Source organism: Mameliella sp. MMSF_3455 (genome assembly GCF_030733205.1).
In the GTDB taxonomy this organism is placed as follows: domain Bacteria; phylum Pseudomonadota; class Alphaproteobacteria; order Rhodobacterales; family Rhodobacteraceae; genus Antarctobacter.
This window is the reverse complement of sequence record NZ_JASHJL010000009.1, coordinates 39,230-54,488: the sequence shown is the minus strand read 5'-3', so window position 1 is coordinate 54,488 and position 15,259 is coordinate 39,230. Positions and strand designations below refer to the sequence as shown.

At 62.5% G+C, this 15,259-nt stretch carries 14 protein-coding genes; 1 reads left to right on the top strand and 13 read right to left on the bottom strand.

The genetic code is table 11. The features are described 5' to 3' along the window. Positions 1-48 precede the first annotated feature (48 nt). Both RBB42_RS08830 and RBB42_RS08825 read right to left on the bottom strand, forming a co-directional pair. Positions 49-1,218 (bottom strand): peptidoglycan glycosyltransferase FtsW, encoded by a 1,170-nt coding sequence (locus tag RBB42_RS08830; RefSeq protein ID WP_305970469.1) that lies wholly within the window; start codon positions 1,216-1,218, stop codon positions 49-51. A gap of 148 nt (positions 1,219-1,366) precedes the next feature. Next, on the bottom strand, positions 1,367-1,675 hold the full coding sequence (locus tag RBB42_RS08825) for a hypothetical protein (RefSeq protein ID WP_305970468.1): 309 nt from the start codon (positions 1,673-1,675) through the stop codon (positions 1,367-1,369). Positions 1,676-1,812: 137 nt separating this feature from the next. On the opposite strand from RBB42_RS08825, the gene RBB42_RS08820 reads away from it, so the two are divergent. Further along, positions 1,813-2,985 carry a BaiN/RdsA family NAD(P)/FAD-dependent oxidoreductase gene (locus RBB42_RS08820; protein ID WP_305970467.1) on the top strand — a complete coding sequence of 391 codons (1,173 nt, stop codon included), beginning with the start codon at positions 1,813-1,815 and terminating at the stop codon, positions 2,983-2,985. 6 nt (positions 2,986-2,991) lie between these two features. Here the strand turns inward: RBB42_RS08820 and murD are convergent, their stop codons facing one another. The 11 genes from murD to RBB42_RS08765 form a co-directional block, all read right to left on the bottom strand. Beyond that, positions 2,992-4,395, bottom strand: a complete 1,404-nt coding sequence (gene murD / locus RBB42_RS08815; protein ID WP_305970466.1) for a UDP-N-acetylmuramoyl-L-alanine--D-glutamate ligase — start codon at positions 4,393-4,395, stop codon at positions 2,992-2,994. Between the two features lie 49 nt (positions 4,396-4,444). Further along, positions 4,445-5,527 (bottom strand): phospho-N-acetylmuramoyl-pentapeptide-transferase, encoded by a 1,083-nt coding sequence (gene mraY, locus RBB42_RS08810; protein WP_305970465.1) that lies wholly within the window; start codon positions 5,525-5,527, stop codon positions 4,445-4,447. Positions 5,528-5,538: 11 nt separating this feature from the next. Beyond that, positions 5,539-6,981, bottom strand: a complete 1,443-nt coding sequence (locus tag RBB42_RS08805; RefSeq protein ID WP_305970464.1) for a UDP-N-acetylmuramoyl-tripeptide--D-alanyl-D-alanine ligase — start codon at positions 6,979-6,981, stop codon at positions 5,539-5,541. Continuing rightward, positions 6,978-8,471 carry a UDP-N-acetylmuramoyl-L-alanyl-D-glutamate--2,6-diaminopimelate ligase gene (locus RBB42_RS08800; RefSeq protein ID WP_305970463.1) on the bottom strand — a complete coding sequence of 498 codons (1,494 nt, stop codon included), beginning with the start codon at positions 8,469-8,471 and terminating at the stop codon, positions 6,978-6,980. The genes RBB42_RS08805 and RBB42_RS08800 overlap by 4 nt, the downstream gene beginning before the upstream one ends. 68 nt (positions 8,472-8,539) lie before the next feature. After that, on the bottom strand, positions 8,540-10,333 hold the full coding sequence (locus RBB42_RS08795) for a peptidoglycan D,D-transpeptidase FtsI family protein (protein WP_305970462.1): 1,794 nt from the start codon (positions 10,331-10,333) through the stop codon (positions 8,540-8,542). Further along, positions 10,330-10,677, bottom strand: coding sequence for a cell division protein FtsL (ftsL, locus tag RBB42_RS08790; RefSeq protein WP_305970461.1), 348 nt, complete (start codon positions 10,675-10,677; stop codon positions 10,330-10,332). Before ftsL ends, RBB42_RS08795 begins: the two co-directional genes overlap by 4 nt. A 1-nt stretch (position 10,678) precedes the next feature. Further along, complete coding sequence (rsmH, locus tag RBB42_RS08785) at positions 10,679-11,671, bottom strand: 16S rRNA (cytosine(1402)-N(4))-methyltransferase RsmH (RefSeq protein ID WP_305970460.1); 993 nt, start codon at positions 11,669-11,671, stop codon at positions 10,679-10,681. Further along, complete coding sequence (locus RBB42_RS08780; RefSeq protein ID WP_371931782.1) at positions 11,672-12,124, bottom strand: division/cell wall cluster transcriptional repressor MraZ; 453 nt, start codon at positions 12,122-12,124, stop codon at positions 11,672-11,674. A gap of 805 nt (positions 12,125-12,929) precedes the next feature. Then, positions 12,930-13,547 carry a hypothetical protein gene (locus RBB42_RS08775; RefSeq protein WP_306043669.1) on the bottom strand — a complete coding sequence of 206 codons (618 nt, stop codon included), beginning with the start codon at positions 13,545-13,547 and terminating at the stop codon, positions 12,930-12,932. After that, on the bottom strand, positions 13,544-13,957 hold the full coding sequence (locus RBB42_RS08770; RefSeq protein ID WP_306043668.1) for a hypothetical protein: 414 nt from the start codon (positions 13,955-13,957) through the stop codon (positions 13,544-13,546). Before RBB42_RS08770 ends, RBB42_RS08775 begins: the two co-directional genes overlap by 4 nt. Positions 13,958-14,001: 44 nt before the next feature. After that, a complete protein-coding gene (locus RBB42_RS08765; RefSeq protein WP_306043667.1) occupies positions 14,002-15,069 on the bottom strand; it encodes a hypothetical protein in 1,068 nt (355 codons plus the stop codon). Between the last annotated feature and the right edge of the window lie 190 nt (positions 15,070-15,259).

The following is a 15,259-nucleotide window of genomic DNA, read 5'->3' as shown; positions in this document are numbered from 1 at the left end:
AATCGTCCATGACAAGGGGAATACCGGCAGTTTCCTGCCAATGCGTCCTCATCCGCGCGCCCGTCCCCGCAGGATGTCGCGGATCTCGCCCTGCGGGCGGGTCCGGGTAAAGGCCAGCAGCATCCCCACCGCGATGCCCCCCGCAATCAGAGAAGAGCCGCCGTAGCTGACGAAAGGCAGCGTCATGCCCTTGGCCGGCAGCAGGCGCACCGCCACGCCCATATTGATCATCGCCTGCACGCCGAACATCGCCGCAAGGCCCGTACCCGCCAGCCGGATAAAGGGATCACGCTCACGCATCAGCCGGACCAGGCTGCGCATGACGATGGCCGCGTAAAGCGTCAGGATCGCCAGCACCAGGATCAGCCCGTATTCCTCGGCCGCCACGGCAATGATGAAATCCGTATGCGCGTCCGGCAGGCTCCATTTGACCTGGCCTTCGCCGACGCCGACGCCAAAGAACCCGCCCTCGCGGATCGCGTTCTCGGCATAGCCCAGCTGCGAGGTCGGATCGACCTCGGGGTTCAGGAACCCGTCAAAGCGCCGCTGGAAGTGTTCGGAATGGTTGTACGAGACCATACCCGCCAGGACCACCAGCCCCGCCAGCCCGACCAGCAGCAGCATCGGCGCACCGCCGACGAACCACATCACGCCCCACCCGAAAAGGATCAACGCCGCCTGTCCGAAATCCGGCTGCATCGCCAGCATCAGCACGATGCTGACCATGATGACAAAGGAATAGCTCCGCCCCGGGGGACCACCCAGTTCCTGTCCTGCCGCCATCAGCCAGGCGGTCAGGATCACGAACAGCGGCTTGAGGAATTCCGACGGCTGAATGCTGGCAAAGCCAAGGCTGTACCAGCGCACCGCCCCCTTGCCGAAATCCGTGCCCAGCACCGGCAACAGGGCCAGCGCGATGAAGGCCGCGAAAAAACCCAGCACCGCAAAGCGCCGCACCATGACCGGCCCCATCATCGAGACCAGCACCATGACGATCAGGGCAACTCCGCCGAAAAAGGCCTGTCGCTGCACATAGTAGAAGGGCGGCAGGCCGATGCGCTCTGCCAGCGGCGGCGAGGCCGCAAGCCCCAGCAAGAGACCGATCCCGAACAGCATGAAAATGCAGGACAAGGTCCACTTGTCCACCGTGCGCCACCATTTCGGCAACACCGGCTCGCCACCCTTCACGGGCACCGTGCCGTAAACCATCTCTGTCATCTGAACACCGCTACTGCCTCGAACTGCCCGGTTTGTCCCGGGTCTGCCGACCAGTGTAGCGCAGAATTTCCGATCAAGCCAAAGGTTTCCGGCGGCTCTTGGGACGATGTGCCCCCACCGACACGCGTCGGCGGGATCTACGCCGCCCTCAGAACCGCGGCCGCCATTCCACGTCCTCGCCCCGCCGCGCCTTCTCGCGCGCCTCTTCCAGCCAGGTCAGGTGCTTGCTGCGGTCGCGCAAGCGGCGCTCGCGCTCCTCCCGGTCGCGCTGGTCGATCTCTTCCAGCGCCTGAACATCCCAGGGAGAGACCAGCCCCGCCACCACCTGCCCGCTGCGCGTGATCAGGAAACGGTCGCCTATCATCTCCAGCTTGCGCAGATAGCGCGCCATCTCGGCGCGGAACACTCCGGCGGGCACTTCGGTGGCCCTAAACATCATGATCGGTTTGCGTGTCATGCCGCGACCCTGCCCCGCAGATGGTAAACGCGCCCCTTTCTCACCGTGCGCTGCTCGGTTAAGAGCAGGTTACCGCTTTGTACAAAATGCGGAAATCGACGTACAAAACGTACAAAACGTACAAACTCCGGACCCCCATGCACGTCACCACCCTGATCCTTGGCGCCGGCGCCGCCGGCATGATGGCCGCCGCCTTTGCCGGGCCGGACGTGCTGGTCGTGGATCACGCAAAGACCCCCGGCGAAAAGATCCGCATCTCCGGCGGCGGGCGTTGCAACTTCACGAATATGTACTGTGATTCCAACGCCTTCCTTTCCGAGAACCCGCATTTCTGCAAATCCGCGCTGGCCCGCTACACGCAATGGGATTTCCTCGATCTTGTCGGGCAATACGGCATCGCCTGGCACGAAAAGACCCTGGGCCAGTTGTTCTGCGACGGAAAATCCACGCAGATCGTGGACATGCTATTGAAAGAAATGGAAAAATCCGGCGCACAACTCTGGCTGAAGACCGGGATCAGGGAGGTCCGGCATGCCGACGGCCGTTTCGTCACCATGGTCGAACGCGACGGCAAACCTGTTGAAATCACGTCAGAAAATCTTGTCTTGGCCACGGGCGGAAAATCCATCCCCAAGATGGGCGCCACGGGGATTGCCTATGACATCGCAAGCCAGTTCGGCCACACCCTGATCGAACCCCGCCCGGCGCTGGTCCCGCTGACCTTCGGAGAACGCTTTGCGCCGCTCGCCGGTGTTTCTACCAACACGCTGGTTTCAAACGACAAAACCAGCTTCGAAGAGGCCCTTCTTTTCACCCATCGCGGGCTGTCCGGCCCCGCCATCCTGCAGATCTCAAGCTATTGGCGCGAGGGCGAAGAGATCACCGTCAACCTCTTGCCCGGACAGGATTTTCCCGAGGTACTCAAGGCCTGCCGCCAAACCGAAGGCCGCCGTGCACTGACCACGGAACTGGCCGCGCATCTGCCGGCGCGCCTCGTCGAATTCCTGGGACAGGACATTGATCTGAAAGGGAATATCGCGGATCTCTCCGATCGCCGCATCGCCGAGTTATCGCAGGCCCTGACCGGCTGGCGCCTGAAACCCACCGGTTCAGAAGGCTACCGCACCGCCGAGGTCACGCTGGGCGGGGTTTCGACCGAGGGGATCAACTCCAAGTCCATGATGTCAAAGCATCTTCCCGGCCTCTACATCATCGGAGAGGCGGTGGACGTGACCGGTTGGCTGGGCGGCTACAACTTCCAGTGGGCGTGGGCCTCCGGCGTGGCGGCCGGCCGCCACATCTCCTCCTAACCCACTCTACTCCCTTGCCAATTCCGTCTCGACGCAGGCGATGAAATCCTCGCCGCGCTTCTCGAAATTGTCGTATTGATCAAAGCTCGCGGCCGCTGGCGCCAAGAGCACCACCTCACCCGGCTCTGCATCCGCTGCAGCACGGGCCACCGCCGTGGCCATGTCGCCGCAGATTTCCACTTCGGTATCAGTCAGTTGCAAGGCAAAGCTCTCGGGTTCCCGCCCGATCACATAGGCCTTGGACACATGCGCCAACCCCGGCTGCAAGGCCTCCAGCCCGCCTTCCTTCATCAACCCGCCGCAGACCCAGCGCACCTTCGGGAAGGCCATCAGCGCCTTCAGCGCCGAATCCACGTTTGTGGCTTTGGAATCATTGACATACGTGACGCCCTTCGACTCGCCTACCCGTTGCGAACGGTGCGGCAAGCCGGTGAAGGTCCGCAAGGCGGCCTCGATCTCACGCGGGCCAAGACCCAGGCTTCGGCATGCAGCAAAGGCCGCGCAGGCATTCTGATGGTTATGCGCTCCCGGCAGACCGACGATCTCCCGCAGGTCAATCGAGGCCACCTGCCGCCCCTTGCGCCATTCGGACAGAAATCCTTTACGCGCAAAGACATACCACCCGGGGCCCGAGAGTTTCTGACCGCTCGCCACACGGATCACCCGGTCATCCGCGCGCCCCTCGGACAGTTGTCCGGCCAGGTAGGCGCCTTCGATTTCGTCCACCCCGATCACGGCCCGGTCCGGCCCGCCCTCGGCAAAAAGCCGGCGCTTGGCCGCGAAGTACCCGCCAAGACCGGCGTGCCGATCCAGGTGATCGGCGGAAAAGTTCGTGAAAACAGCCACATCCGGCGTCAGGCTGCGGGCAAGATCGGTCTGGTAGCTGCTGAGTTCCAGCACCACCACACCGCCATCCCCCGGCGGGTCGATGTCCAGCACACCCCGACCGATGTTGCCCGCCAACTGGCTGTCCCGCCCCGCGGCGCTCAGGATGTGATGGATCAACGCCGAGGTGGTCGATTTACCGTTCGATCCGGTGACGGCCACAACCTTTGGCGGCTGGTCATAACTGTCCCAGCCATGCCCCAAGCTGCGGAAAAACAAGCCGATATCGTTGTCCACGGGCACACCCGCACGCAGCGCCGCCGAGATCACCGCGTTGGGCTGCGGATACAGATGCGGGATCCCCGGCGAGGTCACCAGGCAGGCCACATCGTCGAATGCATCCTCGCGGTCCAGCCGCCGCGCCTCGAACCCCTCGGCCTCGGCCCGCTCCCGGGCAGCCGCCGTATCGTCCCAGACCAACACGCGCGCCCCGCCTTCGCGCAGCGCCCGCGCCGCCGAGAGACCGGATCGCCCCAGCCCCAGCACCGCGACAATCGCTCCGTCAAACCCGCGTACCGGGATCATGCGCCCACTCCCGTCACTTCAATTGCACCGGCCAAACCGCTGGTATCCTTCAACGAACCTTCAGCGTGGCCAGCCCGATAATCGCCAGGATCAGCGAGATGATCCAGAAGCGGATCACGATGGTCGGCTCGGCCCAGCCCTTTTTCTCGTAGTGGTGATGGATCGGCGCCATGAGGAAGACGCGCTTGCCCGTCCGCTTGAAGTAGAGCACCTGGATGATCACCGAAAGCGCTTCGACCACAAAAAGTCCGCCCACGATGGCCAGCACGATCTCGTGCTTGGTCGCCACGGCAATGGCCCCCAGCGCGCCCCCAAGCGCCAGCGATCCGGTGTCTCCCATGAAGACGGCCGCCGGCGGTGCGTTGTACCACAGAAAGCCAAGCCCCCCGCCGACAACACCTGCCGCAAAAACAAGGATTTCCCCTGTCCCGGGCACATAGTGCACGTCCAGGTACTCGGTGAAATCGACCCGGCCGACCGCGTAGGCGATAACGCCCAGCGTCGAGGCGGCGATCATCACCGGCATGATGGCCAGCCCGTCCAGCCCGTCGGTCAGGTTGACTGCATTGGCCGCGCCCACGATCACGATCATGGCGAAGGGAATGAACATGTAGCTGAGATACAGCAGCGTGTCCTTGAAGATCGGGAAGGCGACGCTGTAGGTCAGGTCTTCAGGATGGTAGGCAGAGGCCCAGAAACCCGCGATCCCCGCGATGATAAAGCCCAGCAAAAGCCGCAACTTGCCGGACAGACCAGCTGTGTTCTGCTTGCTGACCTTGGCATAGTCATCGGCAAAGCCGATAGCCGCATAGGCCACGGTGACGAAGAGAACCATCCAGACAAAGGCATTGTCCAGCCGCGCCCAGAGCAGCGTCGAGGTCACCAGCGCGCCGATGATCAGCAAGCCGCCCATCGTCGGCGTCCCGGCCTTGACGACATGCCCTTCGGGACCGTCGTCGCGGATCGGCTGGCCCTTGCCCTGCCGCTTGCGCAGCACGTTGATCAAGGGACGCCCAAAGAGGAAACCAAAGATCAGCGCGGTCAGAAAGGCGCCGCCCGCGCGAAAGGTGATATAGCGGAAAAGGTTGAAGGCGTCCCCGCCGTCACTGAACTCTGTCAGCCAGAAAAGCATGGCCTGTCCTTTTACCCGTCCAAGTCCGGTGTCGCTTGGCGCAATTTGCGTATGGCGTCAACTACGCGCCCTACCCCCATCGAGAGTGACCCCTTGGCCAACACCACGTCACCCGCATCGAGATCGCGCGCGACCCGTTCTGCCATCTTGTCGCTGGTCTCGGTCCAGTGCCCGCGCTTGTCGGCGGGCAGTGCGCGCCAGAGATGCTGCATCAACGGACCGATGCAATGCACCATGTCGATCCGTTGCAGCGCCGGATTGCCGGCAATGGCACGATGCAGGTCCACCTCGCCCTTGCCGAGTTCCTTCATGTCCCCCAGGTAGGCGATGCGCCGCCCCTTGGCCACGCGTCCGACATCGTGCCGAGGCTGAGCGGCCGCCAGAACCTCCAACGAGGCGGCAAGCGAGGCCGGGTTGGCATTATAGGCATCGTCGATCAGCTCGACGCTGATCCGCGTATCCACGGGGTCCAGCATGATCTTCTCTCGCTGGCCGCGGCCCGCGCCGGGATGCCACTGCCCTATCCCCATGACCGTCACCGCCGGGTCAAGTGCCAGCGCCTCAGCCACCGCCAGAACGCCCAAGGCATTGACCGCAAAGTGCCGCCCGGGGGCCATGACCTTGAAAAGACGCGGTTCCGTGCCCGCGCGTCCGATCGCCACTGTGCAGGCGTCGCGCACGGTGACGCGGTACAGACGGTACTGGTTGCAGGCACGCTCGCCAAAGCTCACCGCCCAGCGACGCCCCTCTTCGGCCTTTTCCCGCAGAATGGGGCTGACCGGCAGATCGCCGTTGAAGATCGCGGTTCCGTAGGGTTCCAGCCCGCCGAAGATCGAGGCCTTTTCATGTGCGATGCCCTCGATGTTCTCGAAGGCGGCCAGGTGCGCGGGGGCGACAGTTGTGATCAACGCCACATGCGGGCGCGCCATCCGCGCCAGCGGGGCGATCTCGCCCGGGTGGTTCATTCCGATCTCGATCACGGCAAAATCCGCGTCACGCGGCATCCGAGCCAGCGTCAGCGGCACACCCCAATGGTTGTTGTAGCTTTTCTCGGCCGCGTGCACGCTGCCATGCGCGCCCAGCGTGGCGCGCAACATCTCCTTGGTCGAGGTCTTGCCTACCGATCCGGTAACCGCCACGACCCGCGCCCGCGTCCGGGCGCGCGCGGCTTTGCCCAACGCCTCCAGCCCCGCCTGTACGTCGTTGACAAGCAAGAGCGGCGCCGTGTCATCCACACCCTCGGGCACACGGCTGACCAGCGCCGCTGCGGCGCCCTTGTCCAGCGCCTGTTGCACGAAGTCGTGCCCGTCGCGGGCGGCCTTGAGCGCCACGAAGAGATCGCCGGGTTCCAGCGTCCGCGTGTCGATGGACACGCCCGTAGCCGCCCAGTCGCATGGGGTGCTCCCTCCCGTGGCAGCGACCGCCTCGGCAGAGGTCCAGAGAGGATCGCTCACAGCCCCCTCCCATCCAGCGCCGCCACCGCGACGCTGGCCTGCTCGACATCATCGAAGGGATAGACCGTGTCGCCGATCGTCTGGCCCGTCTCGTGGCCCTTGCCGCAGATCAGCAGCGCATCGCCCGGTCCCAGGCCGTCGACACCGCGCAGGATCGCCTCGGCCCGGTCAGGCACCTCGAAAGCGTCGGGCGCACCGGCCAGAACCTCGGAACGGATGGTCGCCGGGTCCTCTGTCCGCGGGTTGTCGTCGGTCACGATCACCGTGTCGGCATGTTCCGTGGCCGCCATGCCCATCAGTGGGCGCTTGCCCTTGTCGCGGTCGCCCCCGGCGCCAACGATCGCCACCAAACGCCCCATCACATGCGGGCGCAACGCCTGGCAGGCTGTCGCCACCGCGTCGGGCGTATGGGCGTAATCGACAAAGATCGCGGCGCCGTTGTCACGCTTGGCCGCCAGCTGCATCCGTCCACGCACCGTCCCCAACAGCGGGAGCACGTCAAAGACGTCCTCAGGATCGCCGCCGCAGGCAATCACAAGCCCCGCCGCCACAAGGATGTTTTCCGCCTGAAAGCCACCGATCAGTGACAGCCTTTCCTGCCGGACGGTTCCTTCAAAGCTGAGCCGGATTTCCTGCCCCGTCGCGTCGAAACGCTGCGCCTCAAGGCAGAGATCGGCGGCTTCGCGCCCCACGGTAATGACCTCCTGCCCACGCGCCCGGGCGATGGCCAGCATGTCCACGCCGCGCGGGTCGTCGATGTTGATGACGGCCACGCCGTCCTCGGGCAGGACGCGGGCGAAGAGCCCTGCCTTTGCGGCAAAGTATTCGTCAAAGCTCGCGTGGTAATCCAGGTGGTCCTGGGTAAAGTTCGTGAACCCGGCTGCCGCCAGCGTCACACCGTCCAGCCGCCGCTGTGCCAGCCCGTGCGAAGAGGCCTCCATCGCCGCATGCGTGACACCGGATTGCGCTGCCCCCGCCAAAACGCGGTGCAGGGTTATCGGCTCTGGCGTCGTGTGTTTCAGCGGCGTCTGCCAGTCCCCCTCGACACCGGTGGTGCCGACGTTGACAGCCCGCAGCCCCAGCTCCTGCCAGATCTGGCGGGTAAAGCTGGCGACGCTGGTCTTGCCGTTGGTGCCGGTGACAGCGACCATCGTGGCCGGCTGCGCACCGAACCACAGGGCCGAGGTATAGGCCAGCGCCTGGCGCGGATCCTCGGCAATCACCAGCGCCGCGTCGGCAGCAGCAAGGTCATCGGCTGCGATCCTTGCGCCCTCGGCATCGGTCAGAATCGCGGTGGCGCCCATGCGCAGGGCGTACTGGATGAATTCGCCCCCGTGCACCCGCGTGCCGGGCAGCGCCGCGAACAGGAAACCTTCTTGTACTTCGCGGCTGTCCACCGCCAGCCCCGTCACCGTCACATCGCGCCCACCACGGGCATGAAGCCCCAATTCCGACAGGCTTTTTGACAGGATCTTGCGTTCCGACGCCATCTCTCGTTTGCCCCCAAGGTCGTTTGCTTGCCCGCCGGCCCCGGCCATGAGGCGCGCGGCGGACGACCTCAGTCCGAGGCCGTCGTCAACGTCTTCACTTGCCCCTTATCATACTCCGGAGGCAAGCCCAGAAGCGGCGCGATCCGTGCGATCATTTCGGCGGCCACCGGCACGGCGGTCCAGCCCGCGGTGCGCCGCGGCCTGGAGCCGGTGGTCTCTACCGGCTCGTCCAGCATCACGACAAGGGCATAACGCGGCGCGTCGGTAGGGAAAAGGGCCGCGAAGGTGGCGATGACCTTGTCCTTGTGATAACCACCCGTCTTCTTGGGTTTTTCCGCCGTCCCCGTCTTGCCGCCGACACGGTACCCCGGCACCTCGGCAAAGGTCGCCGTGCCCTTCTCACCGATCACGACCTTGCGCAGCATCCGCAACGAGGCCTCTGCCACGTCGTCCCGCAACAGCTTGTCCCCCACCCTCGGGCGGTCACGTTTCAGCAGTGTCGGTTCAACGACATGCCCACCGTTCCCGATCATCGCATAGGCCGCCGCCAGATGCAGCGGCGAGACAGAGATACCGTGCCCGTAGGAAATCGTCACCGCCGACAGGTCCGTCCAGCGCGACGGTACCAGCGGCTTGGCCCCCTTGGCCTCGACGATTTCCAGTTGCGGCGGCTCGAACATGCCCAGGTTTCGATAGAATTCTTGCTGGCGTCCCCGCCCGATCATCATGACGATCTTGGCCGTGCCGCGGTTCGAGCTTTGCGCGATCACGTCCGTCACGGAAATCTTGCCGTAGTTCTTGCCGTTGAACTCGCCCACCTTGAAGCCCAGTACCTCGTAGGGCGGCGAGGTGTCGATCATGGTTTCAGGATGGACCAGCCCCATCTGCAGCGCCTGTGCCACCGTCAGGATCTTGAAGGTCGAGCCCAGTTCGTACAGGCCCTGCACCGCGCGATTGAACAGCGGGCTGTCATCGGGCTGCCCCTCGACCGGCGGACGGGGCCGGTCATTGGGGTCGAAATCGGGCAAGGAGGCGAGAGCGATCACTTCGCCCGTATGCACATCCATCAGGACACTGGCAGCCCCCCGGGCGTTCAGCATTTTCATGCCCGCGTCCAGCACCTCCTCGGTCGCCGCCTGCACCGACAGGTCGATCGACAGCGCCAGGGGCGCACCCTCACGTGCCGGGTCCCGCAGTTCCTCGTCAAGGTATTTCTCGATCCCGGCGGTGCCCACCACCTCGGCCGATGCAACCCCCTGCCGGCCGAAACGCGCACCACCAAGGAGATGGGACGCGATGGCACCGTTGGGATACAACCGCATCTCACGCGGGCCGAACAGCAGCCCGGGCTCACCGATGTCATGCACGGCCTGCATCTGCTCGGGGCTGAGTTTCTGCTTCACCCACAGGAACTTGCGCTTGGGGTCCGTGAACCTGCGCGCCAGAGCTTCGGCCTCCATCTCGGGGAAGATCCTGGCCAGTTCCTCGGCCGCCCGCAGCGGGTCGATCATCTGCTGCGGATGCGCGTACAGGCTGTGGGTCGACATGTTGGTGGCCAGCACCCGGCCCTTCCGGTCGACGATGTCCGCCCGACTGGCAATGATCGATGCGCCGCTGGCCTGGGCGCGCGGCTCTTCGGGCTCCGAGGCGGACAACATCCCCATCCGGGCCCCCACGACGCCATAGGCGCAGAGGAACATCATCGCCAGCACCAGCAGGCGACCTTCGGCGCGCAGGCGCATCCGGTCACGCATTTCCTCGTGACGCAGCCGGCGGTTCTCTCGCTCGATGGCATCGGGGTTCTCGCCGTTCTGGCGGGCCTCGAGGATACGGGCTAGCGGTCGAAGTGGGATACGGGTCATGGATTCGTCGCCCCGGAAGAAGTCACGTCGATGGGTTGGGTCAGCTCAAGGATCTGAAGCTGGGGAAAGGCGACCTGATCGACCTTGGCGAAATGGTTCGGTGTCAGCGGCAACAGGCCCAGTCGGTCAAAGTTCAGTTCAGCCAGGTCGCGCAATCGGTCGGGCCGATTCAAATAGGCCCATTCCGCCCGCAGGATGGCCAGCCGCTCGCGCGCGGCCCCGATTTCGCGCCGCAGGTCGTCAACATGGTCCAGTTCCGCCTTGGTACGGTAGTTCTCATGATAGGCCCAGTAGCCGGAGGCGATGACGGCCGCGGCCGCGAGCAGGAACAGAAGGCTGCGCATTTCATCTTCTCCTTGTGGTCGGTTTCATCTGCGGCGTGGACAGTTCCGCCGCCTCGACGGGACGCGCGGGAACGGTGGTACGTCGCCCCACCCGCAGCTTTGCGGAACGGGCACGAGGATTATCCTTTAGTTCGGCTTCATCCGGCCCGATCGCCTTGCGTGTCAGGACTTCGAAGGGCTCCGTGACCTCGGGCGCCTCGGCGGCATAGCGGTTGACATGAGTCTTCTTGTCGCCGTGCAACTGGAAGAAACGCTTTACCATCCGGTCTTCGACCGAATGAAAGGTCACGACCGCCAGCCGCCCGCCCGGTTTCAGAACCCGTTCCGCGGCCATCAGCCCCTGCCACAACGCGTCGTATTCGCCGTTCACGGCGATGCGAAGCGCCTGGAAACTGCGGGTGGCCGCATGGGCCTGACCGGGCTTTGTGCGGCCGATGACCCGCTCGATCAGTTCGGCCAGCGGCAATGTCCGATCAAAGGGCCGATCCTGCACGATGGCCCGCGCGATACGGCGAGATTGCCGCTCTTCGCCGTAGATATAGAGGATGTCGGCGAGCTCCGACTCGTCTGCAGTGTTGACGATGTCAGCGGCAGTGCGCCCCGCCTGCCCCATGCGCATGTCCAGCGGCCCATCCTTCATGAAGGAGAAACCGCGATCGGCCCGGTCAAGCTGCATCGAAGAGACGCCCAGATCCAGAACCACGCCATCTACGGCCTCTGCGGCCTCGTCCATCTGTGCGAAATTGCTTTCGACCAGTTCCAGCCGGTCGCCGAAGGCCGCCCCCCAGTCGCGCGCCAGGTCATGCGCCAGTGGATCACGGTCGATCCCGATCACCTTGTCGGCGCCCGCCTCCAGCAGGCCACGAGTATATCCGCCAGCGCCGAGGGTGCCGTCGATCCAGATACCCTCGACCGGCGCAACCGCCTCCAGCAGCGGGCGCAGCAGCACCGGAACATGAGGTGCGCCGCCGTTATGCGCCGCGGGATCACTCACTCAGACCTCCTCGACCTCGTCCAGCCATTCCATCGGGTCCTCGGGCAACTCGTCCATCAGGTCGCCTTCTTCGATCGCATCGGTCGGCTGATAGCGGTCCGCCGCCCAGATCTGGAACTTGTTCAAGCTGGCCACGGCATAGGTTTCGCCATCGATGCCATAGCGCGCACGCAGTTTGGCCGGGATCACGATGCGCCCGGTGTCGTCGACCGAGGCATTGACCGAACCCGAGGAGTAGATCTTGGACAGAATCCGCTTGCGCTCGCCCGATTTCATCGCGTCGATACGGTCCTCGATGCGCTCCATCTCTTCGACGGTATAGCACTCCAGGTAGGGCAGACGCGGGTTGCCGTAGACCATGACAAATCCCGGGTTGCCATTGTCCTTGGAGTCCTTTTCCCAATCGGGGTCACCGGCCTCGAGGACACGACGAAAGGAGGCGGGAATGCTCATCCGCCCCTTGCCATCGACCTTTAGTCGATGCTCGCCTCTGAACCTCAGCCTGCGGCTCACTGCCCTCGGCCCCTCAACTCCCCCGCTTGAAACGAAATACGGCGGGTTGATCAGCTGCCATTGATCAACCCGCCGCTTGACCCGCTAAGCGGGTGTCTCCGACTGCGCGCGCCACCTGGGGGGATGTCTGCTCGCCCGCGCGCCGGATCCTTGTTGTCACGATGAGAGCGAACGCCTGTATGAAACCTGCTCTTTTGTTTTTGTGAGTTCGGTGCTGGGCCTTGGGTGCCCCTGCCTCCGCGTCTCATCGTGTGAACTATTGATGCCATGTCACTTCATGGTAATCAATCCCTTTTTGGGGGAAACTGCGGAAAGCACTGGTGATCAGAGCCTTGCAAAAAAGGGAAAATCGCGACCACAGGGCAAATCTGACACAAACCTAGCGGGACGCCAGAAACCCAATACAAGATATAGACACGAACAGACGTGAGAAAAAACTTCCCCTACAGTCCCATGAAATCCTGGGAAAAGGCGTGCCGGGCGGTCGCGCCCCCGGCCACACGCGTCAAATGCCTGATCTCGGCCCTCGAATCACCCTAAATCTGACCGCACCTGGCGCTCCCGGCGCAGATCTGCCCAATCGACCCATGGTTTCCCACCCCGGGTGCCATCAATTCCCAAACGGGCCACGGGCGGAGCCAGTCGACCCGCTCGCTGTGCAGCCCGGCTTTAGCCAGTGTAGCGTGACGCTGACTTTTGCAGTGAATTACACTAGGATTTACAGCAACGCTGGTCCTGCGTTGCCCTAGCGCGCTGGTTCATGGAACAGCGGGATCAGCCTATGACGGATATAGAAGGGCAACCCGGTTCTGTTGAGCTTGTGTTTGGTACGAAACCATAGGCGCTCTTCAATTTTGTCCTCAACAACTGAGATCTCGGCTTCTTGTTCCTCAACAAGATCCTTCCACTTGCTGAGAACGTGTGCCCCGTCGCGCACTCGACAATAGATAACGATCTCACCGTGGTCTTGCCCATAACCACCAGTGGCGTACCTGGTAGAGAGTTGAAGGAAACCTTTGACCAACCATTCGTAGTCTTTATGGATTTTCGCCTCGCCTATCCACAAGAAATGGTCTTTTCCCTCAACGTGGATGTCACAGTGCCCACCTGTCTGAGTGTCGTGGGTGGCCTGAATGGACAAACTCCTAAGTTGCTCGACGATGGTGACTGAGAGCTCGTCTTCGCCCTGCTCCTTGTTAAGGTGGCTGTTCCGCACCAAGCTCGCGTAAGAAAATTCCAATATCTTCTCGAGGGCCTCAACCCGCGCACTGTGGTCTTTGGCTAAGTGGTATTGAAGCACAGCCCCGTCGCAAAGGTTGCCAATGATGCCCTCAAGTTGGGCCAAGGTCACCCCGTCGGTCATCCCGCCTGCACTTCAAGTTCTGCAGGAAAATTGACAACAAAGTACGGCATGACCTTGGTGCGGGCGTCCGGGACCGGATCTCCGGTTGCTGGGTGGATGAGTTCGCCAGTGGCCAAAAGATGCTGGAAATCGTCATCATCCAATGAGAACTCGGAACCATCATCTGCAACAAATTGTCCGTGCGCTTCAAGCAGCGCCCACCTCGAAGAGGTCAGAAAGTTGATTGCGGACACCATGTCCGTGTCAACTTTGTCGCGCCCAGCAAGACCACTTAGAGCGTTGTACGTAAGCATCGCCCTTCGATCCTCTGGCAACCTAGCGATAACATCGACAAGTTCAGAGCACAGGTCAGCAACGTCGGATCCCCCCAACGCTTCGTTGATACCTCTTTTGAACTCTTCGATGTCCATAGCAGACGGTTGTTCGCTCCCTGTTCTTGTTCAGCTACTTCGCTTCAAGTGCTTTGGCCAAGATACTTGTGTATCACCTCCAAAACGCGGCCATAATCCGCCAATCCAACGCAGTTGCGGACAACAGCACCCGACATACCGACGGCCCCTGGTAAGCCCACTGTGGAGCGACCGCGCGAGGTTCCAATCAGCCCCATCTCTGGGGCAGAAACGACGTTGTCTCCGAGAGGCACTTTCCAGCGAACGAACATTCTGAAGGGTTCAATGGGCGTGCCTAGCCCTTTCTTGCCGTGGATATGATAAGGCTCCTTCCGAAGATCTAGCCCGCTACGGCGCATTTTCTCATTCTTTACGGATGCCGATGTCGTTGTGAAACTCAGCTCGACGACAGTACCTTCACCATCGGCGTCGTAAACGGCGTCTAGCACGGGGAAGAGGTCGATGGGATCGACGAGTTCGACTGCTCCCAGCTCATTGCAGATCAACCGAATTTGCTTTTGGATGCCATGAACCAAGTCCATCGTCATCCCAGCAGGCAGATCTGAGCGGATCTCTACATACGGAAAGTTATGCGGCACCCAGATGACACTGAACAACTGGACATTTCGATATTTGAGGCCAACGACCTCATCGTAGAGAGCTTCAAGTGCGGATGGATCTTCCAAAATTTGATCTAGGTCGATGTGCACCCGAGTTGTCAGCCTGGTTGCATGCGCATAAACAGCTCCAACGCCGTCATCGTTTTGGACGACGTCAACTAACTTTGGCACACCTGACAAGTCGTTGATGGCGTCCGAAGGAACCGACTTCGGGTAGGCTGAAGAAAAGCCATTTTCCACCACCTCGAGTAGCTTGATCTTTTCTTGCAGAGCCAGCCTATCTTCATCATCAACCCGATATAACTTAACGAATTTCTCACCGCAAAGGTTGTGTTCCTCAAGTGCATCCTCGAGCTTGCCCTCTGGCAACTGAACCTTGGATTCCGCTAATTTTTCGATGGTGTTATCCCAACCTCTGCCGACGTTGACACCTTCGCGAACCAAAATCATTCTGCCAACTGCCTGCCACGGCATGCGTTCACGCATGCTCTCTATCACTGCACTCATGGTCACCTCGAATAATCCTTTGGAGCACACGCTACACGGCAGGATGTGATTCGTCACAGGTGACACATGGCACAGCGTCGAGTTGCTTTCCGAAGTGGCGATAGAAACGGGCATCGAGGCGCACCGCCTCACATGCCGCAACTAAGGAACCGGACGCCCTCACCGAGCAGACCTTGAGGCGCCACCTTGGTGGATT

What these genes read in the sequence shown, in the direction of transcription:
- RBB42_RS08830 (WP_305970469.1), bottom strand. Translation starts at nt 1,218, where the DNA reads ATGACAGAGATGGTTTACGGCACGGTGCCCGTGAAGGGTGGCGAGCCG.
- RBB42_RS08825 (WP_305970468.1), bottom strand. Translation starts at nt 1,675, where the DNA reads ATGACACGCAAACCGATCATGATGTTTAGGGCCACCGAAGTGCCCGCC.
- RBB42_RS08820 (WP_305970467.1), top strand. Translation starts at nt 1,813, where the DNA reads ATGCACGTCACCACCCTGATCCTTGGCGCCGGCGCCGCCGGCATGATG.
- murD (WP_305970466.1), bottom strand. Translation starts at nt 4,395, where the DNA reads ATGATCCCGGTACGCGGGTTTGACGGAGCGATTGTCGCGGTGCTGGGG.
- mraY (WP_305970465.1), bottom strand. Translation starts at nt 5,527, where the DNA reads ATGCTTTTCTGGCTGACAGAGTTCAGTGACGGCGGGGACGCCTTCAAC.
- RBB42_RS08800 (WP_305970463.1), bottom strand. Translation starts at nt 8,471, where the DNA reads ATGGCGTCGGAACGCAAGATCCTGTCAAAAAGCCTGTCGGAATTGGGG.
- RBB42_RS08795 (WP_305970462.1), bottom strand. Translation starts at nt 10,333, where the DNA reads ATGACCCGTATCCCACTTCGACCGCTAGCCCGTATCCTCGAGGCCCGC.
- ftsL (WP_305970461.1), bottom strand. Translation starts at nt 10,677, where the DNA reads ATGCGCAGCCTTCTGTTCCTGCTCGCGGCCGCGGCCGTCATCGCCTCC.
- RBB42_RS08780 (WP_371931782.1), bottom strand. Translation starts at nt 12,124, where the DNA reads ATGAGCATTCCCGCCTCCTTTCGTCGTGTCCTCGAGGCCGGTGACCCC.
- RBB42_RS08775 (WP_306043669.1), bottom strand. Translation starts at nt 13,547, where the DNA reads ATGACCGACGGGGTGACCTTGGCCCAACTTGAGGGCATCATTGGCAAC.
- RBB42_RS08770 (WP_306043668.1), bottom strand. Translation starts at nt 13,957, where the DNA reads ATGGACATCGAAGAGTTCAAAAGAGGTATCAACGAAGCGTTGGGGGGA.